22 protein-coding genes are annotated in these 21,526 nt (G+C 58.9%); 12 read left to right on the top strand and 10 right to left on the bottom strand.

The genetic code is table 11. From position 1 onward, the window contains the following. The first annotated feature begins 70 nt into the window (after nucleotides 1-70). The 7 genes from MWU49_RS07855 to glnG all read left to right on the top strand — a co-directional run bounded on the left by MWU49_RS07855 (nucleotide 71) and on the right by glnG (nucleotide 8,786). The gene (locus tag MWU49_RS07855) at nucleotides 71-1,909 is read left to right on the top strand and encodes a sulfatase-like hydrolase/transferase (protein ID WP_246970323.1); all 1,839 of its coding nucleotides are present in this window, start codon (nucleotides 71-73) and stop codon (nucleotides 1,907-1,909) included. Nucleotides 1,910-2,133: 224 nt separating this feature from the next. Beyond that, entirely contained in the window at nucleotides 2,134-3,219 is a 1,086-nt protein-coding gene (locus MWU49_RS07850; protein WP_246970320.1) for a tRNA (5-methylaminomethyl-2-thiouridylate)-methyltransferase, read from the top strand. 5 nt (nucleotides 3,220-3,224) lie between these two features. After that, entirely contained in the window at nucleotides 3,225-3,476 is a 252-nt protein-coding gene (locus tag MWU49_RS07845; RefSeq protein WP_246970317.1) for a sulfurtransferase TusA family protein, read from the top strand. A 228-nt stretch (nucleotides 3,477-3,704) separates the two neighbouring features. Next, entirely contained in the window at nucleotides 3,705-5,111 is a 1,407-nt protein-coding gene (glnA, locus tag MWU49_RS07840) for a glutamate--ammonia ligase (RefSeq protein ID WP_246970314.1), read from the top strand. A gap of 244 nt (nucleotides 5,112-5,355) precedes the next feature. After that, nucleotides 5,356-6,066: a DUF4124 domain-containing protein gene (locus MWU49_RS07835; RefSeq protein ID WP_246970311.1), complete on the top strand. Its 711-nt coding sequence runs from the start codon at nucleotides 5,356-5,358 to the stop codon at nucleotides 6,064-6,066. A gap of 154 nt (nucleotides 6,067-6,220) precedes the next feature. After that, the gene (gene glnL / locus MWU49_RS07830; protein ID WP_246970308.1) at nucleotides 6,221-7,321 is read left to right on the top strand and encodes a nitrogen regulation protein NR(II); all 1,101 of its coding nucleotides are present in this window, start codon (nucleotides 6,221-6,223) and stop codon (nucleotides 7,319-7,321) included. Nucleotides 7,322-7,355: 34 nt separating this feature from the next. Next, the gene (glnG, locus tag MWU49_RS07825; RefSeq protein WP_281502127.1) at nucleotides 7,356-8,786 is read left to right on the top strand and encodes a nitrogen regulation protein NR(I); all 1,431 of its coding nucleotides are present in this window, start codon (nucleotides 7,356-7,358) and stop codon (nucleotides 8,784-8,786) included. 289 nt (nucleotides 8,787-9,075) lie between these two features. Here the strand turns inward: glnG and MWU49_RS07820 are convergent, their stop codons facing one another. Next, nucleotides 9,076-9,540, bottom strand: a complete 465-nt coding sequence (locus MWU49_RS07820; RefSeq protein ID WP_246970306.1) for a nuclear transport factor 2 family protein — start codon at nucleotides 9,538-9,540, stop codon at nucleotides 9,076-9,078. Here MWU49_RS07820 and pip point away from each other — a divergent pair. The 5 genes from pip to MWU49_RS07795 all read left to right on the top strand — a co-directional run bounded on the left by pip (nucleotide 9,539) and on the right by MWU49_RS07795 (nucleotide 14,413). Further along, nucleotides 9,539-10,462, top strand: a complete 924-nt coding sequence (gene pip / locus MWU49_RS07815; RefSeq protein WP_246970304.1) for a prolyl aminopeptidase — start codon at nucleotides 9,539-9,541, stop codon at nucleotides 10,460-10,462. The genes MWU49_RS07820 and pip overlap by 2 nt on opposite strands. Next, nucleotides 10,459-10,896 carry a D-aminoacyl-tRNA deacylase gene (dtd, locus tag MWU49_RS07810; protein ID WP_246970303.1) on the top strand — a complete coding sequence of 146 codons (438 nt, stop codon included), beginning with the start codon at nucleotides 10,459-10,461 and terminating at the stop codon, nucleotides 10,894-10,896. Before pip ends, dtd begins: the two co-directional genes overlap by 4 nt. Nucleotides 10,897-11,068: 172 nt before the next feature. Next, the gene (locus tag MWU49_RS07805) at nucleotides 11,069-11,551 is read left to right on the top strand and encodes a DUF3015 domain-containing protein (protein WP_246970302.1); all 483 of its coding nucleotides are present in this window, start codon (nucleotides 11,069-11,071) and stop codon (nucleotides 11,549-11,551) included. Between the two features lie 112 nt (nucleotides 11,552-11,663). Then, entirely contained in the window at nucleotides 11,664-13,484 is a 1,821-nt protein-coding gene (locus MWU49_RS07800; RefSeq protein WP_246970301.1) for a DUF4105 domain-containing protein, read from the top strand. Further along, on the top strand, nucleotides 13,463-14,413 hold the full coding sequence (locus MWU49_RS07795) for an alpha/beta fold hydrolase (RefSeq protein WP_246970300.1): 951 nt from the start codon (nucleotides 13,463-13,465) through the stop codon (nucleotides 14,411-14,413). The genes MWU49_RS07800 and MWU49_RS07795 overlap by 22 nt, the downstream gene beginning before the upstream one ends. Nucleotides 14,414-14,523: 110 nt before the next feature. On the opposite strand, the gene tatC is transcribed toward MWU49_RS07795, so the two are convergent. From tatC to hslU, 9 genes are all read right to left on the bottom strand, one after another. Next, nucleotides 14,524-15,270, bottom strand: a complete 747-nt coding sequence (gene tatC, locus MWU49_RS07790; RefSeq protein ID WP_246970297.1) for a twin-arginine translocase subunit TatC — start codon at nucleotides 15,268-15,270, stop codon at nucleotides 14,524-14,526. Then, nucleotides 15,263-15,625, bottom strand: a complete 363-nt coding sequence (gene tatB, locus MWU49_RS07785) for a Sec-independent protein translocase protein TatB (RefSeq protein ID WP_246970294.1) — start codon at nucleotides 15,623-15,625, stop codon at nucleotides 15,263-15,265. The genes tatC and tatB overlap by 8 nt, the downstream gene beginning before the upstream one ends. A 27-nt stretch (nucleotides 15,626-15,652) precedes the next feature. Beyond that, nucleotides 15,653-15,883 carry a Sec-independent protein translocase subunit TatA gene (tatA, locus tag MWU49_RS07780; protein ID WP_246970291.1) on the bottom strand — a complete coding sequence of 77 codons (231 nt, stop codon included), beginning with the start codon at nucleotides 15,881-15,883 and terminating at the stop codon, nucleotides 15,653-15,655. 35 nt (nucleotides 15,884-15,918) lie between these two features. Continuing rightward, nucleotides 15,919-16,254, bottom strand: coding sequence for a phosphoribosyl-ATP diphosphatase (locus MWU49_RS07775; RefSeq protein ID WP_246970288.1), 336 nt, complete (start codon nucleotides 16,252-16,254; stop codon nucleotides 15,919-15,921). Nucleotides 16,255-16,359: 105 nt separating this feature from the next. Beyond that, nucleotides 16,360-17,964 (bottom strand): AarF/UbiB family protein, encoded by a 1,605-nt coding sequence (locus MWU49_RS07770; RefSeq protein ID WP_246970285.1) that lies wholly within the window; start codon nucleotides 17,962-17,964, stop codon nucleotides 16,360-16,362. Further along, nucleotides 17,964-18,635, bottom strand: a complete 672-nt coding sequence (locus MWU49_RS07765; RefSeq protein ID WP_246970283.1) for an SCP2 sterol-binding domain-containing protein — start codon at nucleotides 18,633-18,635, stop codon at nucleotides 17,964-17,966. The genes MWU49_RS07770 and MWU49_RS07765 overlap by 1 nt, the downstream gene beginning before the upstream one ends. Next, complete coding sequence (gene ubiE, locus MWU49_RS07760; protein ID WP_246970279.1) at nucleotides 18,635-19,387, bottom strand: bifunctional demethylmenaquinone methyltransferase/2-methoxy-6-polyprenyl-1,4-benzoquinol methylase UbiE; 753 nt, start codon at nucleotides 19,385-19,387, stop codon at nucleotides 18,635-18,637. Before ubiE ends, MWU49_RS07765 begins: the two co-directional genes overlap by 1 nt. After that, complete coding sequence (locus MWU49_RS07755) at nucleotides 19,380-20,084, bottom strand: hypothetical protein (protein ID WP_246970275.1); 705 nt, start codon at nucleotides 20,082-20,084, stop codon at nucleotides 19,380-19,382. Before MWU49_RS07755 ends, ubiE begins: the two co-directional genes overlap by 8 nt. A 107-nt stretch (nucleotides 20,085-20,191) precedes the next feature. Then, complete coding sequence (gene hslU / locus MWU49_RS07750) at nucleotides 20,192-21,526, bottom strand: ATP-dependent protease ATPase subunit HslU (RefSeq protein ID WP_246970273.1); 1,335 nt, start codon at nucleotides 21,524-21,526, stop codon at nucleotides 20,192-20,194.

The raw sequence follows: 21,526 nt of genomic DNA, 5'->3' as shown, positions 1-21,526 counted from the left end.
AGGGGCTGCTTAAGATTGTCTTAAGTCGGCGGAGGCAATCTCTGTTGACGGTCTCTTCGAGTGAGCAATCATGTCGCCCTCCTTCTTGTCCGGGGCTCGTTTACGGGCCTTCTACCTGGCCAATCTGCTGCTTCTCCTTGTCATCCAGATTTATACCGGCCGCGTTGCGGTGGCCGGACTGCCGCTGGATGGCGCCCTCTTTCTGGTGGTGGCGGCGTCCGGCTATGCCGCGCTGTATGTGGGGCTGGGGGCGGGTTTCTGCCGGCTGCTCAGTCTGTTGCTGGGCAAGGGTGTTGAGCAGTTGCTGGCGGTAATGGTGATGTCGCTGCTGACCATCCTGCTGCTGGTGGATAGCCAGATCTACGGCATGTATGGCTTTCATCTCAATGGCTTTGTCTGGAATCTGGTCACTACGCCCGGAGGTATTGAATCCATGGGTGGCAGCGACGCCACGTCGCTGACGGTGGTTGCCGCCTGTCTGGTTGTGGTGCTGCTGCAGGGCGGCTTGTGGCTGTTGACCCGTGCCTGTTCTGTGCCCGGATTGCGCTACGTGGTGGCGGTGCTGGTGCTGTGCATGGTGGGTGAGCGTGCGGTGTATGGATTCAGCCACCTCAAGGGCTACCGCCCGGTGCTGATGGCGGCTCAGTCGGTGCCGTTCTATCAGCCCACCACTTTCCGCCGCGCAGCAGAAGACTGGGGTATCCAGATGACCCGCAGTACCGAACTGGATGCAGGGGTGTCCGGTCGTCTGCATTACCCTCGGCATCCGATCCAGGTGGATTCAAATGCGGCGCATCCCAATGTGATGATTCTGGTGGCGGAATCCCTGCGCTGGGACATGCTGACACCGGAAATCATGCCGAACCTGTGGCGATTCGCCGAGCAGCATGGCACCCGCTTTACCGATCATATCAGTGGCGGTAACGGCACCCGGATGGGTATTTTCAGTCTCTTTTACGGTCTGCCGGGTAACTACTGGTTCAGCATCCTGGATGAGCGCAAGGCGCCGTTGCTGATGGAGCAGTTGCAATCGCAAGATTACCGGCTGGGGCTGTTTACCAGTGCCAACTTCAGCTACCCGGAATTTGATCGCACCGTGTTCGTCAATGTGCCGAAAGAAAACATGGTCAGCGATGACAAGGAAGAAGGCTGGAAGCGCGACCGTCGTAATGTGGCACGGCTGCTGGACTGGATGAATGCCGCTCCGGCGGATCAGCCTTTCATGGGATTCATGTTCTTTGAGTCAGCCCATGCCCGCTATTACTTCCCGGATGAGAGCGTGATTCGCGAGGATTACCTGCCGGAACTCAATTACGCCACCATGGATCTGGAAAAGGATATCGGTGGAATCTTCAACCGTTATATCAATGCTTCCCATCATCTGGATCAGCAGCTGGGCCGGGTGCTTAGTGAGCTGGAAGCCAGTGGCAAGCTGGATGATACCGTGGTGATCATTACCGGGGATCATGGTGAGGAATTCATGGAAAATGGCCGCTGGGGGCATAACTCGGAGTTTCATCAGGAGCAGATTCGCGTGCCCATGGTGGTGTCGGTACCGGGCCGGGCCCCGGCAGTGGTGAATCGCCCCACCAGCCATATGGATGTGATGCCGACGCTCCTGCCCCTGCTCGGCGTGACCAACCCGGCATCAGATTACGCCAGCGGCACCTCACTGTTCGCGGAGCGTCGAGATCAGCCTTACCGTCTGGTGGCCAGCTGGGATGCGCTGGCTTATGTGGGGGGCAACTACAAGGTGGCCATGCCGCTGAAAGCCGGAGGCCTGTCGGAGATGACCATCAGTACCGTGGATGACAAACCTGTGGGGGACGAGGGTCGGGTGATGGGCCGTCTCAGCGATGCCATGGCCTTGGTACTGCAGGATATTTCACAGTTTTTCCGTAAGTCTTGAGGTTGGCAAGCGCCTTCACGGCCTCCGCTCGAGCATGGCGCATGCCAGGTTATGTCAGAGGGCGCAGGCTGACGGTATGGGGGCAGGCTGCAGGCTGAGGCGTGCAAGTGACAAGCGGTGGCCGTGGAGGATGCGTGAAAATCGCCCCGTTGCTATACTTCGCCGCCCAATTTTCAGGCTCAGGGCGCGCCATCCGGGTTCGCCGCTGACAGGCAGGTTTATTCATGACTGAGGCAACCCAACCCATCAAGCGTCGCGCCATCGCGCTGGTGTCCGGCGGACTGGATTCCATGCTGGCTGTGAAGGTAATGCAGGAGCAGGGCATCGAGGTGGAAGGGGTGAACTTTTTCACCGGCTTCTGCGTGGAAGGGCATACCCATGCGATTCGCAAGAAGGACAAGGACAAGGAAAAGCGCAACAACGCCTTGTGGGTGGCCGAGCAGCTGGGTATCAAGATGCACATCATTGATATCTCCGAGGAGTACAAGGATGTGGTGCTGAATCCCAAGCACGGTTATGGCGCTAACCTGAATCCCTGCCTGGACTGCAAGATCTTCATGGTCAATCAGGCCACGCTGATGATCAACAAGGCGCGGGAATTTGCCGGTGATCGCGGCTTTGACTTTATTGTCACTGGTGAGGTGATCGGCCAGCGGCCCAAGAGCCAGCGCAAGGAAACCATGCCGATCATCAGCCAGGAATCCGGTGCTGATGATAGGCTGCTGCGGCCGCTGTGTGCCCAGAATCTGCCGGCCACCCTGCCGGAGCGCGAGGGCTGGGTAAACCGGGATGAGCTGTATGACTTTTCCGGCCGCAACCGCAAGCCGCAGATGGCATTGGCGAAAAAATTCGGTCTGGATGACTTTGCGCAGCCCGCAGGTGGTTGCTGCTTCCTCACCGATGAATCCTACTCCAACAAGTTGGCGGACCTTTGGAAGGCGCGCAACGAGCGTCGCTATGAGCTGGATGACATCATGCTGCTGAAGGTGGGGCGTCATCTGCGCCCTCAGCCTCACTACAAGCTGATCATCAGCCGGGAGGAAGGTGAGAACCGCTTCCTTGAAGGGTACCGCTACATGTTCACCAGTATCACCACGGTGAGTTGTCCGGGGCCGCTGGCGCTGGTGGATGGCAATTTTGAAAGTGAAGAGGAGCTCCAGCAGGCCGCGGCTATTGTGGCTCGCTACTCGAAAGGCCGGGTGCTGGATGAGGTGACCCTGGAAATTCGTCAGGCTGACGGCGTGGCGCGCCAGGTTACCGTCAAGCCAGCGCTGCCTGACGAAGTGCCGGTCAGCTGGAATGTGGGGTAAGGGTGATGTCTGACGAAATACATGAGCTGGATACCCGGCGCCTGCTGTGCCCGATGCCGGTGATCAAGACCCAGAACAAGGTAAGAACCCTGCAGAGTGGTGACTGCCTGAGAGTTATCAGCACGGATCCGGGATCCTTGAATGACATTCCGGCCTGGTGCCGGATTAACGGTCACGAAGTGCTGGAAACCGGTGAGCAGGGCTACGAGGTTTTCGTCGTCTTGCGGGTGGGCGAAGACAATGGTGCACTGTTTTAGTGCTGTGCACCGCATTGATGCATCATTATGATGCATTGTGGTGGTGCGCATCCTCTTAACTCCCTGTTAAATGGGTTGATGCGCTAAAAAAGGGCTGGCATGGTATTTGCCTCCCTATTGGCATTACTGGCCGACTGGCCGAGAATACCGGCTCTCTGTGTTGCTCCATGCCGGTGCAACAGACTGAGTCAGAGATAAACCCGCTGTTCCTTAGGAGGACGCACGATAATGTCTGAGAAGACCCTCAAACTGATCAAAGAAAACGATGTGAAATGGGTGGACCTGCGCTTCACCGATAGCCGTGGTAAGGAGCAGCACGTAACTCTGCCGGTGGGTGAGATCGACGAAGATTTCTTCACCGACGGTAAAATGTTCGACGGTTCTTCCATCGCTGGCTGGAAAGGCATTAACGAGTCCGACATGGTGATGATGCCTGACGACTCTACCGCCGTTCTCGACCCGTTCACTGACGTTGCTACCCTGAACCTGCGTTGCGACATTCTCGAGCCGTCCACCATGACCGGTTACGAGCGTGATCCGCGTTCCGTTGCCAAGCGTGCTGAAGAGTACCTGAAAGCTACTGGTATCGCTGACACCGCGCTGTTCGGTCCGGAGCCGGAATTCTTCGTATTTGATTCCGTGCAGTGGAAATCCGACATGCAGGGTTCCATGTACAACATCCACTCCGAAGAAGCGGCGTGGGTTTCCCATGAAGACTTCGAAGGTGGCAACATCGGTCACCGTCCGGGCGTGAAAGGCGGCTACTTCCCGGTTCCGCCGGTAGACAGCCTGCACGACCTGCGTGGCGCCATGTGTTCCGCCATGGAGTCCATGGGTCTGAAGATCGAAGTACACCACCACGAAGTGGGTACCGCTGGCCAGTGTGAGATCGGTGTTGGCGCCAACACCCTGACCGCCAAGGCTGACGAAGTGCAGATCCTCAAGTACTGCACCCATAACGTGGCTCACGCCTACGGCAAGACTGCTACTTTCATGCCCAAGCCGCTGATCGGTGATAACGGCTCCGGTATGCACGTGCACGTATCCCTGGGCAAAGATGGCAAGAACCTGTTCGCCGGCGACGGCTACGCGGGTCTGTCCGACGAAGCCCTGTACTTCATCGGCGGTATCATCAAGCACGCCCGTGCCCTGAACGCTTTCACCAACGGTTCCACCAACTCCTACAAGCGTCTGGTGCCCGGTTTCGAAGCTCCGGTAATGCTGGCCTACTCTGCCCGTAACCGTTCTGCTTCCATCCGTATTCCGTTCGTGAGCAGCGCCAAGGCCCGTCGTATCGAGGCGCGCTTCCCTGATCCGTCTGCCAACCCCTACCTGTGCTTCGCGGCACTGCTGATGGCTGGCCTGGACGGCATCAAGAACAAGCTGCACCCTGGCGATGCCATGGACAAGGATCTGTACGATCTGCCGGCTGAAGAAGCGAAAGACATCCCGACCGTGGCTCACACCCTGACCATGGCTCTGGATTGCCTGGAAGCTGACATGGACTTCCTGACCGAAGGTGACGTGTTCACCAAGGACATGCTGGAAGGCTACATCGACCTGAAGCGTGGTGAGATCGAGCGTCTGAACATGACCCCGCACCCGGTTGAGTTCGACATGTACTACTCCTGCTAATTTTCCTTCGGGAGAATCGGTAGAGAAAAGCCCCCGCTAGTCGGGGGCTTTTTTTATGCCGCTCTGCGGCTGCAACACGCTTCACGCAACATGCAGCACGCCAACCCTAAATCCCGGGTTCAACGTCAAGGTGGTATGCGCTGGGGCTCTCTGGAGCGGGGGGAATGCAGCTAATTGAGCAATTAGGACTTTCCTGTTGTCGAATCAGGAGACAGAATCAGGATAACGAGTCATGGAGACAGCTATGAAAAGGCAATGGGGACTGGTGCTGGGATTGATGCTGGTGTCGGCTGGATTGATCGCCGCGGAAGCGGGTGACAAGCCTGCCAGCGGGATTTATCGCAGTGTGGACGCCAACGGCAATGTGGTGTTTACCGATCAGCCGCCGCAGAGTGGTGAGGCGGAAGAGGTGGAGCTTCGCGAACTGAATACGGTGCCCACCGACAAGATGCGCCAGGTCCTGGATAGCGGCAGCGATGAGGAGGAGGTTGCAGACGAGGGCTACACTCGTCTGGTGATTACCTCCCCCGGAAATGAAGCCACGGTGCGCAATCCTCAGTCAGCAGTGCAGGTGTCGGTGCAGTTGGAGCCCGCGTTGCAGCCGGGGGATTCCATGGTGCTGTACGATAATGGTGTCGCCCAGCCGGGCATGGCGCTGGAGTCACCGGATCGTGGTGTGCACACGCTGGAAGTCAAGGTGATGGGTGAAGATGGAGAAGTGAAGATCACGTCCCCGGTGATCGAGTTCTACATTCATCGCAGTTCTGTCAGTGATTTTCGCCGGCGCCCGGATGCCAATGGGGCGACGGCCAATGTGGGTGGGGCGGCCAGGGTGGGCGGCTCTGCCAAGTTGGGTGGGGCGGCGGCCGTGGGTGGCGCTGCCACCGTGGGTGGTGCGGCCGAGCCAGCCAAGCCTGCCCGTCCTGCACTGCCGCGACCCACTCCTCGCAACTAAAATGCACCCTTGTGGTGCAATATTGATTCCCTTCCCGATACACTCTCCATTATCTGTGTTTTAAAACGCATCATCAGGCCTTGATACAGGCAATTTAACGGTGCGTCTAACATGGCCTGATAATTGCTTATGCCCTGTTATGGGCCAATAGTTGATGGATGGTGTCATTTTGCACAAGCGGTTACTGGATAACCTGCGCACTGCGGTAGTCATGCTCGATAGCGAGCTGCGCGTGCGTTATCTGAATCCGGCAGCAGAGATGCTGCTCGCGACCAGTGCTGTGCGAGCCATCGGTCAGCCTCTCCCTGACTATTTCTACGATGACGCAGAAGCACGTGCTGCTCTTGAGGAGTGTATTCAGGATGAGCACCCCTTTACCCGTCGCGAAGCCAGACTGTCGGTGGCGCCCGGATACGAGGTGACCGTCGATTATTCGGTGAGCCCTATCAACGAGCCTGGGCAGCCACTTTGTCTGTTGCTGGAATTGCAGGCGCTGGATCGGTTGTTGCGGATTACCCGTGAGGAGGCCCTGTTGCATGCGCACCAGGCAACCCGGGCGCTGGTGCGCGGGGTGGCTCACGAAATCAAGAATCCCCTGGGCGGGATTCGCGGTGCGGCCCAGCTGCTGGAGCGGGCGCTGCCGGATCCGGAGCTGACCGAGTACACCAAGGTCATCATTGATGAGGCTGACCGCCTGCGCAATGTGGCCGATCGCATGCTGGGGCCGCGCAAGCCGCCCCGGTTCCGGCCTGTCAATGTACACGAATGCCTGGAGCATGTGCGGCAATTGTTGCTGGCAGAACATCCCACTGGTGTGGCGATCTGGCGGGATTATGACATCAGCTTGCCGGATGTGGTGGCAGATCGGGATCAGCTGATTCAGGTGCTGCTTAACCTGATTCGCAATGCCACCCAGGCGCTACTGGAATCGGCCACCGAGGATGCCCGCATCATCATGCGAACCCGGGTGCTGCGTCAGTTCACCATCGGCGCCCAGCGCCACCGGCTGGTGTTGCGGGTGGATGTCATCGACAACGGGCCCGGGATTGATGCACAGGTACAGGAAACCCTGTTCTATCCCATGGTCAGTGGTCGTGCCGCCGGTACCGGGTTGGGGCTGTCCATTGCCCAGTCGATCATCAGTCAGCATCACGGTCTGATCGAGTGTGAGAGCGTGCCCGGAGAAACCGTATTCAGCATCCTGTTGCCCATGGAGCAGCCGGAAGAAGTAGAGAAAGAGATAAGCGCGCTATGAAAGCGATAAATGAGAATATGTGGGGAGATTGGTCATGAGTGTAAGTATCTGGGTTGTAGATGATGACCGCTCCATCCGCTGGGTTCTGGAAAAGGCGCTTGGCCAGGAAGGCTATGCGGTAACCTGTTTCGAAGATGGCGACGAGGCCCTCAATACCCTTGAAGAGGGTGGTGCGGAACCGGATGTGTTGATCAGTGATGTGCGCATGCCGGGAACTGATGGCTTGCGCATGCTCAAGATTCTGCAGCGCAAGAACCCGGATCTGCCGGTGATCATCATGACCGCCCACTCCGACCTGGATTCTGCGGTGGCCTCCTATCAGGGTGGTGCCTTTGAATATCTGCCCAAGCCCTTTGATGTGGATGAAGCCGTTGCTCTGGTGCGCCGCGCCATCAAGCATCGTGAAGAGACCCAGGAAGGGGTGCCGGTGGCACCGGAAGAGGCGCCAACGGAAATTATCGGCGAAGCCCCTGCCATGCAGGAAGTGTTTCGCGCCATTGGCCGTCTCAGTCACTCCAATGTGACGGTTCTGATCAATGGGCAGTCCGGTACCGGTAAGGAGCTGGTGGCCCGGGCCCTGCATCGTCATTCCATGCGCAGGGAAAAGAATTTTGTTGCCCTGAATATGGCCGCGATTCCCAAGGACCTGATCGAATCCGAACTGTTTGGCCACGAAAAAGGGGCCTTTACCGGCGCCAACAGCCAGCGCGTGGGCCGTTTTGAGCAGGCCAATGGCGGCACTCTGTTCCTGGATGAAATCGGCGACATGCCGCTGGAAGCGCAGACCCGTTTGCTGCGTGTCCTGCAGGAAAATGAGTTTTACCGGGTGGGCGGTACCACGCCGATCCATGTGGATGTGCGTATCATCGCGGCCACTCACCAGGATCTGGAAAAGCTGGTGAAAGAAGGCGACTTCCGGGAGGATTTATTCCACCGCCTCAACGTGATCCGTATCCATATTCCGCGGCTGTCCGAGCGCCGGGAGGATATTCCCCGTCTGGCCAATTACTTCCTGCAACGTGCCGCCAATGAATTGGGCGTGGAGCCCAAGGTGCTGCACAAGGATACCGAAAAGTATCTGGCCGCCCAGGCCTGGCAGGGCAATGTCCGGCAGCTGGAAAATACCTGTCGCTGGCTGACAGTGATGGCTTCCGGTCGTGAAGTGCTGGTAGATGATTTGCCGCCGGAGTTGAAAGAGGTGGTGTCCAGCAAGGGTGGAGATGTCAGTGGAGACTGGCTCAAATCCCTGCGCAACTGGGCCGACCGGGCCCTGTCCCAGGGCGAGCGCGGCATCCTTGAGCAGGCGGTGCCCGGCTTTGAGCGCACCATGATCGAAGTCGCCCTGCAGCACACCGGTGGCCGCAAACGCGACGCCGCCGCTCTGCTGGGCTGGGGCCGCAACACCCTGACTCGCAAGATCAAGGAGCTCGATATGGAAGGCGAGTTGGGGAGTGATGACGACTGAGCTTTCAGTTAACAGTGAATAGTGAACAGTTAACAGCGGCGCGATTTTGCGTTGTTTTGACTTGAATGCATGAGGCCGCGCCCGCAATTTGGGTGCGGCCTCATGCGTTTAAAAGCAAAGAAAAAAACGAAAAAACTTGACGGGACATGCTGCTCGGGCAGCCTTCACTGTTCACTGTTCACTGTTCACTGTTCACTGTTCACTGTTCACTGTTCACTGTTCACTGTTCACTGTTCACTGTTCACTGTTCACTGTTCACTGTTCACTGTTCACTGTTCACTGTTCACTGTCATTCGTAGACCCGCTTGCTCTCCAGGCTCTCAATCTTCCAGTCGCCGTCCTGCACTAACCAGTGGCTGTCCACCTGATAACTGTCGGCTTTTTCCGGCAGGGTATTTCTGCCTCCCCAGACCAGCGCGGTGAAGCGGGCCCGGGCGGTGGTGCCGTTGGGTGCCATTTCGATGCGGATGCCTGCCAGGGTGAGCTGGCGTTTGGGGTAGCGGAAGAACAGCCCCACCAGGGTGCGTTGCAGGGTCTTGCGATCCATGGACTGGCCGCGATGAATTACTGCTGAGTCGGTCAGCCGGTCGAGGATGGTGCTGGTGTCGCCGGCTTCAACGGCTTCCTCCAGTTCGCTCAGCGCCGCCTTGATGGCTTCTTCCGGAGGTGTGTCCTGGCAGCCGCTGATAAGCAGTTGCAGCACCATGACCAACAGGTATGCTGCTGTTTTTGGTCGGGATAAAACATTACCCATGGCCCTGTTTCCTTATCTGGATTGTCGCCACCATTTTTACCTGCCGGTGGGAGATGGTCATCAATTGTATGTGGAAGAAAGCGGTAATCCGTCCGGTTTGCCGGTTGTCGTGTTACATGGTGGGCCGGGCGGTGGCAGTTCTCCCCTGCAGCGACGATTTTTCGATCCGCAGCAATTTCGCATTATCTTGCTGGATCAGCGTGGGGCTGGTCAAAGTCGGCCACTGGCGGGTACCGCGGCCAATACCACGGCGCATTTGGTGGCTGATCTGGAATTGGTGCGCGAATACCTGGGCGTCGATCGCTGGATGTTGTTTGGGGGCTCGTGGGGGGTAACGCTGGCCCTGGCATACAGTGCGGCCCATGGGGATCGAGTGCTGGGAATGGTGCTGCGAGGGGTGTTCCTGTGTCGGCAACAGGATATGGACTGGCTCTATACGGATTTGGGCGCGGCGCGATTGTTTCCACGGGAGTGGCAGGCAGTCAATGCACCGGTGACAGACCGTACAGGTTCCCTGATCGAGCGCTACGCAGCGGCGCTGGAGGGGGAGGGGGCCAGGGCGTTTGCCCGTCACTGGTGTAACTGGGAGGCGGTATTGGCCGGCATGTCTGCGCTCCCGCAGGGTCCGGGTGGTGATGACGAGCTCTGCATGGCGACACAGGAGGTGCATTACTTCCGGCATGGTGGTTTTCTCCAGGAGCCGTTGCTGGAGGCGTGTGCCGGCAGTGTGTTGCCGGTGGAAATCGTACACGGGGACCGGGATTTTGTCTGTCCGCTGGATCAGGCCGAGGCCCTGCATCGGGTTCTGCCCAACAGCGTGTTGACCCGGGTGGCCGGTGGTGCGCATTCGGCTTCCCACCCAGCGATAGCCAATGCCCTGGTGAATGCAGTGAAACGATTACGCAAAAGAGTGATGGAATGAAAGTATTGATGCAGCGCGTCAGCCAGGCCCGGGTAGAGGTCGAGGGGCAGATAGTGGGCAATATTGATCGCGGACTGTTATTGCTGATTGGCATTGAGGCCCACGATGACGAAGCACTGGTGGCGAGAATGGCACAGCGCGTTGTGGGCTATCGTGTCTTTGCTGACGAGGCAGGCAAGATGAATCTGGATGTGCGGGATGTGGGTGGGGAGCTGTTGGCGGTGTCACAGTTCACCCTGGCGGCGGATACCCGCAAGGGGCGTCGCCCCGGCTTTTCCGGGGCTGCTGAGCCGGGCAAGGGGCGTGAGCTCTACGAATATTGTGTGCAGTGCCTGCAGGCACAGGGCGTTGGGGTTAAGACCGGGATCTTCGCTGCGGATATGCAAGTGGCGCTGGTGAATGATGGCCCGGTCACATTTTTGCTGGAGTTATAATTGAAAGCGACATACGTGTTGCAAAGGTGACGACCTTGTTTATGATGAGATCAGTTGCCTTGAACGGGTGACGGGGAGAGCACCGGCGAAAACGCTACAATCGCCGTGCGATGCAGGCTAGCCTGATCTGCATCCCCAGGGATGATTTTATAAAAACTTGGAGGTATTCAGGATGAAAAAGACTTTGATTGCTGCTGCCATGCTGGGCGCATCTACTTCTGCCATGGCTGTGGCTCCGGGTGGTCCGGGCTGTGGTTGGGGCAACATGCTGTTTGAAGGCCAGTCCGGTATGCCGATGCACCTGCTGGCTACCATTGTGAACGGTACTTCCGGTAACGCTACCTTTGGTATGACCACTGGTACCAACGGTTGCGACACCAGCGGCGCTCTGTCCTACAGCGGTTCCAGCCTGCTCGGCATGACCGGTGTAATGGAAGAAGTGGCTCAGGACATGGCTACCGGTGAAGGCGAAGCCCTGACCGCACTGTCTGTTTCCATGGGCATTGAAGCCTCTGATCGTGCTCACTTCAACGCGGTAATGCACGAAAACTTCGCAGCTATCTTCCCGCATCAGGATGTGACTGCTGACGAAGTGATGGCTTCCATCACTGACGTAATGAAGAAAGACGACAGCCTGTCCAAGTACCTTGCCTAAGGTCTGCTTTCAGGTTTGACGCAAAGCCCCGCTACGGCGGGGCTTTGTTTGTCTGGCAGTTTGCGCTGTACAGGCAATCAAGATTTTCTCGCCGGTTTGACGGACCTTTTCAATGCGTGCGGTTTTCCTGAGTTTCCTGTTGTGCTGCTGCGCAACGGCTTTTGCTTCTCCCACTGACAAGGAACTCGCCGCGCAGCCTCGCTGGCAGGCGTTGTTGCATATCAACCCCGGCGCCACCCTGCGTGACCGCCAGCGAAGTTACGTAGACGATGAGCAATTCTTTTTATCTGAGCAGGGCAAGGATGATGCCCTGGAAGAGCTGACTGCAAGCCGTGAGGCGCTGGTTGCTCCCGGTGCTGAGGCGCGCTGCCGTTTTCCTGCCCGCTATCGCTTTCTGTCAGAGCAGCTGGGATGGCAGGACGCAGCGCCTTTTTCTCACTGCGCTGAATATCAGGAATGGCGGCAGGCGGTGACGGCAAAGCGGGCAGTGCTGGTGTTTCCTGCCGCCTATCTCAACAGTCCTTCCTCCATGTTCGGGCACACCCTGTTGCGTCTGGATCAGGGGGATGATTCAGCAGTCTGGTTGTCCTGGGCGGTGAACTTTGGCGCCGTGGCCATGGCGGATGATAATTCCTTTTTCTATATCTACCGCGGCCTGGCTGGTGGCTATCCCGGTCGGTTTGCACTGGTACCCTATGTGCAGAAAATCCAGGAATACTCGCACATGGAAAACCGCGACATGTGGGAGTACACCCTGGATCTGGATCAGCAGGAGATGGACTGGCTGATTGATCATCTGTGGGAACTGAAGGATATCAATTTCGATTACTACTTCTTTGATGAAAACTGCTCATTCCGTTTGCTGGAATTGATGGAAGTGGCTCGTCCCGGTTCTCATCTGCTGGATGAACTGCGTTTTGCCGAGGTGCCGGTGAACACGGTGCGGGCACTGGATGAGGGCGGATTTATCAGCGAGCGCCATTACCGCCCTTCCAAGGCGGTGGAGCTGGATAACCTCCGTAGCCAGTTAAGCGGCCGCCAGCAGACGTTGGCCCGTCGTCTGGCCAATGACCCGGCGCTGTTGGACAGTGAGGAATTTCTGGCCAGCAGTGAGCAGGACCAGGCCTTGATGGTGACGGTGGCGTACCGTTTTCTGCGCCTGAAGTATCGCAAGGAAGATCGTACCGACAAGGTGGCAGCGGATTCGTTTGCGCTGCTTTCAGCGATCAACAGGATGCCGCCGGTCACGGTGCCGGAAACCCGCGATGCGCAGCCCCCGGAAGGGGGGCACGGTACCCAGATGCTGGCGGCCAGTGGCGGCCAGCGTGACGGCAACCTGGATTTTGGTGAGTTGAGCTACCGGCTCACCTACCATGACCTGCTGGATAATCCCTATGGTTTCCTGCGCGGCGCGCAGATTGAGGGGATCGACCTGACCCTGCGCAGCACCGAATCCGGAGACCCTAAACTGGAAGAGCTGGGCGTGGTGAGCATTCGCTCCATGGCCCCGCGTAATCGCTTTATCAAGCCGTTGAGCTGGTACGTTGAAGGTGGTCTGGAGCGAGCCTGGGCGGAACGCCGAAGACTGGTGCGATACGTGCAGGGCGGCGCGGGTGCCAGCTGGCATTGGGGTAACTGGCAGCCCTATGTGCTTTCCAGTTTCCGACTGGAAAACAACAGTGCCTTTGACCGTTTCGTGACAGCCGGCGCCGGACTGGATGCCGGTATGCTGTATCGTCGGGGAGACTGGCAGTGGCAGCTTGGCAGTGTCGGTCACTATTTCACCAATGACGTCTATCGCCACACTTCTACCTTTGCGGTGCAGTGGGCCATGACCCGGCAGCATGGTTTGCGGGCCTCCGTCGAGCGGGAAGGTTGGCGTGGCGATGGCGAAAACGAGTTCAAACTGCAATGGCGATGGTATTACGACTAGGGGCAGTTGCGCTGGCAGCATTGATGCTGACCGCTTGCAGCAAGCTGTTCTTCTATCCGATGGAGCCCTGGGTGCAGAACCCGGAAAACCAGGGGTTGAAGTACGAGGATATTGTCCTGATACACCCGCGCGGCCTGCGTATCCATGGCTGGTGGCTGCCGGCAGCCCGGGAGGTGCCGGTGCGTGGCACCGTCTACTATCTGCATGGTAATGCCCAGAACATCAGTACCCACCTGGCCAATGTGCAATGGTTGCCCGGGCGAGGCTATAACGTTTTCCTTCTGGACTATCGCGGCTATGGCCTGTCGGAAGGCAAGCCGCGCCTGCCGGAGGTGTATGCGGATGTGCAGCTGGGTCTGGACTGGCTGCGTACCGCGCGGCGTACCGAGGGGCCTTTGGTGGTGTTCGGGCAAAGCCTGGGGGGCGCTATGGCTGCCACGGTGTTGGGTGAAGAGCGCAATGCCCAGGCCGCAGATTGTGTGGTGCTGGAAGCTGCCTTTGCCAGTTATCGCGGCATCACCAACGACATCATGAAAACCAGCTGGCTGCTGTGGCCGTTTCGCTGGTTGGTCTTGCCCGGCATGCCGCAGCAAGAGCAGGATCCTGAACAGCGTATCGGAGTGATTGCGCCCACGCCTCTGCTGGTGATGCACAGCGACGAGGATGAAGTGGTTCCTTACACTCATGGTGAGCGGCTGTATGCTGCCGCGCAGGCGCCCAAGACCTTTCAGCCCTTGCATGGCCGTCACGGGCAGAGTACCCGGGATCCTGCGGTGCAACAGCGTATCGTGGATTTCCTGGCAGACAGTGGTTGTGCTGCCGCCCCCGAGGAGTCCAGTGAGCCACAGCCGGTACAGGAAGAGCCTGTGCTGCCTCCGCTAGAGACCAGCCCGCCCCCGAGAAGTCCTGAACGAGGTTATACCTTCTGAAGAGACTTCCCGGCAGCGGATAACGGTTGCTCCTGGTGGAGGTCTGCGAAGAATTAAGCTGCGAGCTACGAGCGATGAGGCAGAAACAGTGGGGGGCACCGCCGAGGATGCTATTGGTCGTCGGCGGCGGGCTTCTTCTCGACCAGGCGGGCGGCCAGCAATCCCATTTCGAACAGGAACCACATGGGCAGGGCCAGCAGGGTCTGGCTGATCACGTCGGGGGGCGTCAAGAGCATGCCAAGGACAAAGCAGCCCACCACCACATAGGCGCGAGCTGCGCTGAGTTTTTTCACGGTGGTAGCGCCGGTGCTGACCAGCAGCACGATGGCAATAGGGAGCTCAAAGGCGAGACCAAAGGCCAGGAACAGGGCCAGCACGAAGTCCAGATAGCTGCTGATGTCCGTCGTTACTGCCACGCCTTCCGGGGCAATGGCGGTAAAGAACTGGAACATCAGGGGAAACACCACGAAGTAAGCGAAGGCGGCGCCGGCATAGAACAGCAGCACACTGCTGGCCAGCAGTGGCACGGCCAGTTTCTTTTCATGCTTGTACAGCCCCGGAGCCACAAAAGCCCAGGCCTGATGAAGAATGAACGGCATGGCTGCGAAGATGCTCAGATAGAGCGTCAGCTTGAACGGCGCCAGGAATGGGGAGGCGACGCCCGTGGCAATCATGTTGGTGCCTGCCGGCATGGCGTCCATCAGGGGTTTGGCCACCAGGGTGTACAGTTCTCGCGAAAAATAGAAAAGACACAGAAACACCACAAAGATTGCCACCATGGCCTTGAGCAGGCGGTTGCGCAGCTCAAGCAGATGATCCATCAAGGGCTGGCCGGTGTCGGTGCTGGCGTCAGTCATTGCGTGTCTGGTCCTGGGCCTGGGCGTCCTTGGAGCGGTCTGGCTGGATGCGGTTTTCCTCCCCGGCGGGCTGGCGAGCCTTGGCAATGTCGTCAGGGCTTAACAGGCTTTCCCGGGCTTCGCGGATGCTGTCTTCGTCCAGCCCCATCTCGCGCATCTGTTTTTCCATGCGTTCGCGCATGTCCCTGGTGACAGCTTCACGTTCCAGTTCATTTTTCAGATTGTTGAACGTAGAGCGGGCGCGGCCCAGCCAGTGGCCCACCGTGCGTGCCACGGTAGGCAGCCGTTCCGGGCCAAGTACCACCAGACCGATGATGAAGATCAGGGTAAGTTCGGCAAAACCGATATCAAACATTGCAGCCTCGGCTGGGCAGGCGGTGTGTTATGCCTGATCCTTGTCTTTGGATGCAGTCTTTTCGGCGGCAGGCTTGTCGTCTTCTTCGGCGAGACGCTTCTGGTCCTGCTCTTCTTCTCCCTCTTTGACGGCGTTCTTGAAGCCTTTCACGGCGCCGCCCAGGTCGCCGCCGATGTTGCGCAGTTTCTTGGTGCCAAACAGCAGGACCACAATGGCCAGAAGGATCAGTAACTGCCAGATGCTGATGCCGGATAACATGGGTTCTCTCCGCTTTTATTAGGTGTGTGCCTGCGTCAGTGCTTTTGGCTGCGCGAGGCTTTTTCGTCATGGCCGGACAGGCCGAAACGGCGTTCCAGTTCCGCCAGTACCTTATCCGGGTGTTCGCCCAGTTTGGCCAACATGACCAGGCTATGGAACCACAGATCTGCAGTTTCGCTGATCAGGGCCTTGTTGTCGCCGCTGACTTCACTGTCCCGGGCGGCCAGAATGGTCTCTACCGCTTCTTCGCCAACTTTCTCGAGAATCTTGTTGAGGCCCCTTGCATACAGGCTGGCCACGTAGGAGCTGTCCGGATCGGCGCCCTTGCGGGATTCCAGTACCTGAAAAAGCTGGCTAAGAATATCTGACATAGTTGACGTATTTCTGCTGGTTTTCAGTAAGTCGGTGTTGTGCTTGCGGCTTTCCCGATCGATCTGGCCTTTTGCTGGCAGACCGGGAGAAAGCGGATTCACAGTCTAGCGCCGCCAGCCCCAGCTCACCAGTACCAGAGCCGCCGCAGAAAGAGGCCAACTGTAAGGATTGGCTAACCACAGGGCGGCGCCGGCACAGCCCAGCCCGGCGAATCCGGCCAGCAGCTTGTGACGGTGACGGACCAGTTGCTGCTCCAGACGCGCTTCCAGGCGATCCTGCTGGTAAGGCAGGTCGCGCAGGGTTTCCAGGCCATCGCGCAGTAAATCCGGCATGTCCGGCAACTGGGCGGTCCATTCGGGCAGGCGGTTCTGCAGCTTCTTCAGGGTGGCGCTGGGGCCGTATTCGGCCATCATCCACGCTTCCAGCAATGGTCTGCCGGTATTCCAGATATCCAGTTGCGGGTAGATGCTGCGCCCCAGCCCTTCGATGTGCACCAGCGTCTTCATCAGCAGGATGTACTGCACCGGCATTTCGATGTGATAGCGACGGGCCAGGTCAAACAGCTTCATCACCAGCGGGGCAAATTCCAGCTGGTCCAGCTGCGCCGAACGTACCGGTTCCACCAGGTCAATCACTGCTCGCTCGAAGCGGGGGCGGTCGATGGGCGCCCGGTTCCAGCCGGCGCGGATCACCGCATCGACCAGGCCGCTGTAGTCTTCGCGCATCACTGCCAGCACCATGCGGCCCAGCACATTCAGGTCTTCTTTGGAAAGCCGCCCGGCAATGGCCGCATCCACGGCCATGTATTGTGGCGACTCGGGATGTTCCGGATTGACGAAGATGTTGCCTGGGTGCATGTCGGCATGGAACAGGTTGAAGCGGAATACCTGGGAAAAGAAGATTTCCACGCCGCGCTCAGCCAGCAGCTTGGGATCAATGCCTGCGGCCTTGATGCGCTCAATATCATTCACCGGAATGCCATTGATGCGATCCATGATGATCACGGTATTGCTGGAATACTCCAGATGAATAGCCGGGATATACAGCAGCGGGCTAAACAGAAAGTGGCGGCGCATGGCTTCGCTGTTGCGTGCTTCGGCACTGAGATCCAGCTCGCCGAGAATGATGTCGCGGTAATCTTCCACCACCTGCACCGGACGGAAGTAGCGGGCATCGCGCCACAGCCGTTCCAGCCAGCGGGCGCCGAAGGCCATGACCTTGAGGTCCCGTTCCACCACCGGACGGATAGTGGGGCGTAGCACCTTGGCGACTACCTGCTGACCATTCTTCAGTGTTGCCGGATGCACCTGGGCCACCGAGGCGGCCGCCAGCGGGGTGGTATCGAAGTCAGCGAAAACCTCATCCATGGGTTGGCCGAGACTGGCTTCCACCAGGGCTCTGGCCTGTTCACCGCTGAACGGTGCGACCTGGTCCTGCAGCTGGGCCAGCGCGGCGGTCCACTCCGGAGGCAGCATGTCCTGCCGGGTGGCCAGTAGCTGGCCGAACTTGATGAAGATCGGTCCCAGTCGCTCGAGCGCCTTCTGTAGCCGCTCGCCTTCGCTGAGCTTGCCGGTACCCAGCCAACTGGAGGGCATCAGGAATGACAGCAACAGCAGCAGGTTACGAAGAGGGTGGGCCGGTAGCAGGGCGATCAGCCGGTAGCGGCACACCACATGGGTGACCACCAGAATGCGGGTAATGGGCAGCATCAGTGGGTGTTGCTCCCTTCACCTGAGGCGCTGTTGCGGGCAGCGCGGAAGCGCTGAATACGCGCCTCCAGGCGGTCCACGTCCATACGGATATCATCCACGTCCTGGCCGAATTCGTACACCTCGCGGCGGCTGGGAATCAGCCCGGATTCATTGCCTACATAATCGCCGATCTGATCCACCAGTCGTCCGGCAGCCTGTTTGGCCCAGCCAAAAAACTGCCGTGCGCCGAAGTCGATCTGTTGTGCCAGTTCCGAGCCGGTAATGGGCTCCAGCAAGGCGCCCCAGTCGATTTGCAGTTCACTGGCCAGGTCCTGCAGTTCCTGCAGTAGTTCACTGTTGCCGGTGATCTGTACCGGGCCGCCGATTACGCCGGGACGGGTGTTCCAGTCCAGTAGCTGGGCAGCCAGATCCATCGGGCTACCTTTCACGGCCACATCCGGGGTGGCATCACTGCGGTGATACAGCTCGACGCCGTCTTCGACGATGAGCGCGTAGACTGCCATGGGCGGCAGGGATACTTCGATGGCAACCAGCCGGCCAGAATGCACAGCCACCTTGGCAGCCGTGGCAGGGTCGGTGCGCAGCGCGGTGTTGATGGCGCGCTCTACGGTGGCCAGGGCGGTGGTGGAAATCAGCCCCGGTGAACGGGATTGGTCTTTGAGGCTCATCAGAACTTGAATCCCCTGTGCAGGGCAACAATGCCGCCGAGCATGTTGAAGTATTCGGTACGGGCAAAGCCGGCTTCATCCATCATGCCTTGCAGGGTGTCCTGATCCGGGTGCATGCGAATGGACTCGGCCAGATACTGGTAGCTGTCAGCGTCGTTGACGATCAGCTTGCCCAGTTTCGGCCACACGGCGAAGGAGTAGGCATCATAGGCCTTGGCCAGGGTCTTGTTGGTGGGCGTGGAGAATTCCAGTACCAGCAGGCGGCCGCCGGGCTTGAGCACCCGCAGCATGGAGCGCAGCGCCGCGTCTTTATCCGTAATGTTGCGCAGGCCAAAGGCGATGGTGATGCAGTGGAAGGTGTTGTCTTCAAACGGCAGGCATTCGCCGTTCACCTGGGCCACCTGGGTGTTGTGGCTGCAGCCGGCATCGATAAGACGGTCGCGGCCCACTTCCAGCATGGCATCGTTGATGTCGGCCAGCACCACCTGACCGGTCTCGCCGACCAGGCGGGAAAACTTGATGGCCAGATCGCCGGTGCCACCAGCCAGATCCAGCACCTTCTGGCCCGGGCGAATGCCGGCCAGCTCGATGGTCATGCGCTTGAGAATGCGATGGCTGCCCATGGAAATCAGGTCGTTCATCACATCGTACTTGCCTGCTACAGAGCGGAATACGCCGGCCACTTTCTGCTGCTTTTCCTGCCACGGCACCTGCTGGTAGCCGAAGTGTGTGACCTTTTCGTTGTCAGACATGATGATTCTCAAACGGTGACGGATGGTGATCGTAAACCCGGTCCATAATGGCCGACTCGGTGGCCGCCAGTTGCTCCAGCAACAGACCTACACTGGGGACCGGCTTCATGACCCGGAAACTGCGATCCATGAAATCATACAGGTTCGAAAAGCCCGCCGCATGGACTGGCTTGCGCACCATGCGAAAGGTGGTGAGCAGCATACGCGAGCGGATGTAACGATCCAGTCGATGCCCCAGTTCAGCCACCAATTGTAGCTGACGCTGACGCTCGTTGCGGTGGTGATCCTGGCGAAAACCCTTGAGGTAGATCATTTCCGTGATCGGTTGATCCAGTTCCTCGCCGAGCAGCTCTGTCACCGCCTCATCCAGCTCCTGGGTAAGGATGGCGGCCTCCAGGGCGGCGGCAGAAGTAACCATGACCTTGTCCGGCAGCAGCTTCATGGCCTTGGGCAGGGCGCGACGGATCTCCTTCGCCACCGGCAGCAGCTCGCGGCCGCCATACACCTCTTCCAGCAGAAAGCGGATGCCTTCGGCGGTCACCGGGTCATCCAGCAGGTGGGCATGGGTGTTTTTCAGACGTTCGCCCTGCCAGTCCTGCAGGCGGCGCAGACGCTCGAGAAACAGGGCATCGTCACCGTGCTGGCGCAGGGAAAAGAATCGGTCGAGATAATGTTGAAGCTGTTCGCCGGCAGTCATGGATTTTCCTCCGGCGGGGATAATAGCAAAGGGAGACGCAAGCACGCACCACGCATCACGCTAGCACGCAGAAAGGCGTGTTGCATGATGCGTGTTGCGTGCCGCGGTTACAGAATATACCGGCTCAGATCTTCGTCATCGGCCAGTTCGCCGAGATAGCGATCCACGGCTTCTGCATCCAGCACCAGCGGTTTGTCGTGGTATTGGGTGGCGAGATCGTCGGCGTCGTAGCTGATCTCTTCCAGCAGTTTCTCCAGCACCGTGTGCAGGCGGCGGGCGCCGATGTTTTCGGTGCGTTCATTCACCTGCCAGGCCACTTCCGCGATGCGGCGGATGCACTCGTCGGTGATTTCCAGGCTCAGGCCTTCGGTTTCCAGCAGCGCCTTGTATTGCTCGGTGAGGGAGCATTTCGGTTCGGTAAGAATGCGCTGGAAGTCTTCCGGGCTCAGGGCGCTCAGTTCCACGCGGATCGGCAGGCGGCCCTGCAGTTCCGGGATCAGGTCGCTGGGCTTGGCCAGATGGAAGGCGCCGGAGGCGATGAACAGGATGTGATCGGTCTTCACCATGCCGTACTTGGTGGACACGGTGGAGCCCTCGATCAGCGGCAGCAGATCGCGCTGGACCCCTTCCCGGGACACATCGGTGCCGCCGGTTTCGCCGCGCTTGGCCACCTTGTCAATTTCGTCGATGAAGACGATGCCGTTGTTCTCCACCGCATCAATGGCCTGCACCTTGAGTTCGTCTTCGTTGACGTGGCGGGCCGCTTCTTCATCACGAATCAGGCGGTAGGCTTCGCGGACCTTGAGTTTCTGCGTCCTGCGTTGCTGGTTCCCGCCCATGCGGGAGAACATCTGCTGCAGCTGGCTGGTCATCTCTTCCATGCCGGGCGGGGTCATGATCTCGATGCCGGCCGGGTTCGCGGCCACATCGATGTCAATTTCCTTGTCGTCCAGCTCGCCTTCACGGAGTTTCTTGCGGAAGATCTGGCGGGTCGCGTTGTCGGTCTTGCTCTGTTCTTCGCCACGCGCACTGGGCAGCAAAGCATCGAGAATGCGTTCTTCAGCGGCGTCATCGGCCTGGCTGCCGACCCGGGCAATGGCCTTTTCACGGAGCATCTTGATGGCCATTTCCACCAGGTCGCGAATGATGGATTCCACATCGCGGCCCACATAGCCCACTTCGGTGAACTTGGTGGCTTCCACTTTCAGGAAGGGGGCGTCGGCCAGCTTGGCAAGACGACGGGCGATTTCGGTTTTACCCACCCCGGTGGGGCCAATCATGAGAATGTTCTTGGGGGCGACTTCTGCTCGCATCTCGGCGGGCAGCTGCATGCGGCGCCAGCGGTTGCGCAGGGCCAGGGCAACGGATTTCTTGGCGGCCGCCTGGCCGACAATGTGCTTGTTCAGTTCCTGAACAATTTCGCGCGGAGTCAGGTTAGGCAT

The sequence above is a fragment of the Alcanivorax sp. S6407 genome (assembly GCF_023016115.1).
Lineage (GTDB): Bacteria > Pseudomonadota > Gammaproteobacteria > Pseudomonadales > Alcanivoracaceae > Alcanivorax.
Note: the sequence above shows the minus strand (reverse complement) of the source record. Positions and strands in the feature narration are given on the sequence as shown.

Excerpts from the sequence above, each read along its gene's own strand:
- MWU49_RS07855 (WP_246970323.1), top strand. The coding sequence starts at position 71 with ATGTCGCCCTCCTTCTTGTCCGGGGCTCGTTTACGGGCCTTCTACCTG.
- MWU49_RS07850 (WP_246970320.1), top strand. The coding sequence starts at position 2,134 with ATGACTGAGGCAACCCAACCCATCAAGCGTCGCGCCATCGCGCTGGTG.
- MWU49_RS07845 (WP_246970317.1), top strand. The coding sequence starts at position 3,225 with ATGTCTGACGAAATACATGAGCTGGATACCCGGCGCCTGCTGTGCCCG.
- glnA (WP_246970314.1), top strand. The coding sequence starts at position 3,705 with ATGTCTGAGAAGACCCTCAAACTGATCAAAGAAAACGATGTGAAATGG.
- MWU49_RS07835 (WP_246970311.1), top strand. The coding sequence starts at position 5,356 with ATGAAAAGGCAATGGGGACTGGTGCTGGGATTGATGCTGGTGTCGGCT.
- glnL (WP_246970308.1), top strand. The coding sequence starts at position 6,221 with ATGGATGGTGTCATTTTGCACAAGCGGTTACTGGATAACCTGCGCACT.
- glnG (WP_281502127.1), top strand. The coding sequence starts at position 7,356 with ATGAGTGTAAGTATCTGGGTTGTAGATGATGACCGCTCCATCCGCTGG.
- pip (WP_246970304.1), top strand. The coding sequence starts at position 9,539 with ATGGCCCTGTTTCCTTATCTGGATTGTCGCCACCATTTTTACCTGCCG.
- MWU49_RS07820 (WP_246970306.1), bottom strand. The coding sequence starts at position 9,540 with ATGGGTAATGTTTTATCCCGACCAAAAACAGCAGCATACCTGTTGGTC.
- dtd (WP_246970303.1), top strand. The coding sequence starts at position 10,459 with ATGAAAGTATTGATGCAGCGCGTCAGCCAGGCCCGGGTAGAGGTCGAG.
- MWU49_RS07805 (WP_246970302.1), top strand. The coding sequence starts at position 11,069 with ATGAAAAAGACTTTGATTGCTGCTGCCATGCTGGGCGCATCTACTTCT.
- MWU49_RS07800 (WP_246970301.1), top strand. The coding sequence starts at position 11,664 with ATGCGTGCGGTTTTCCTGAGTTTCCTGTTGTGCTGCTGCGCAACGGCT.
- MWU49_RS07795 (WP_246970300.1), top strand. The coding sequence starts at position 13,463 with ATGGCGATGGTATTACGACTAGGGGCAGTTGCGCTGGCAGCATTGATG.
- tatC (WP_246970297.1), bottom strand. The coding sequence starts at position 15,270 with ATGACTGACGCCAGCACCGACACCGGCCAGCCCTTGATGGATCATCTG.
- tatB (WP_246970294.1), bottom strand. The coding sequence starts at position 15,625 with ATGTTTGATATCGGTTTTGCCGAACTTACCCTGATCTTCATCATCGGT.
- tatA (WP_246970291.1), bottom strand. The coding sequence starts at position 15,883 with ATGTTATCCGGCATCAGCATCTGGCAGTTACTGATCCTTCTGGCCATT.
- MWU49_RS07775 (WP_246970288.1), bottom strand. The coding sequence starts at position 16,254 with ATGTCAGATATTCTTAGCCAGCTTTTTCAGGTACTGGAATCCCGCAAG.
- MWU49_RS07770 (WP_246970285.1), bottom strand. The coding sequence starts at position 17,964 with ATGCTGCCCATTACCCGCATTCTGGTGGTCACCCATGTGGTGTGCCGC.
- MWU49_RS07765 (WP_246970283.1), bottom strand. The coding sequence starts at position 18,635 with ATGAGCCTCAAAGACCAATCCCGTTCACCGGGGCTGATTTCCACCACC.
- ubiE (WP_246970279.1), bottom strand. The coding sequence starts at position 19,387 with ATGTCTGACAACGAAAAGGTCACACACTTCGGCTACCAGCAGGTGCCG.
- MWU49_RS07755 (WP_246970275.1), bottom strand. The coding sequence starts at position 20,084 with ATGACTGCCGGCGAACAGCTTCAACATTATCTCGACCGATTCTTTTCC.
- hslU (WP_246970273.1), bottom strand. The coding sequence starts at position 21,526 with ATGCCTAACCTGACTCCGCGCGAAATTGTTCAGGAACTGAACAAGCAC.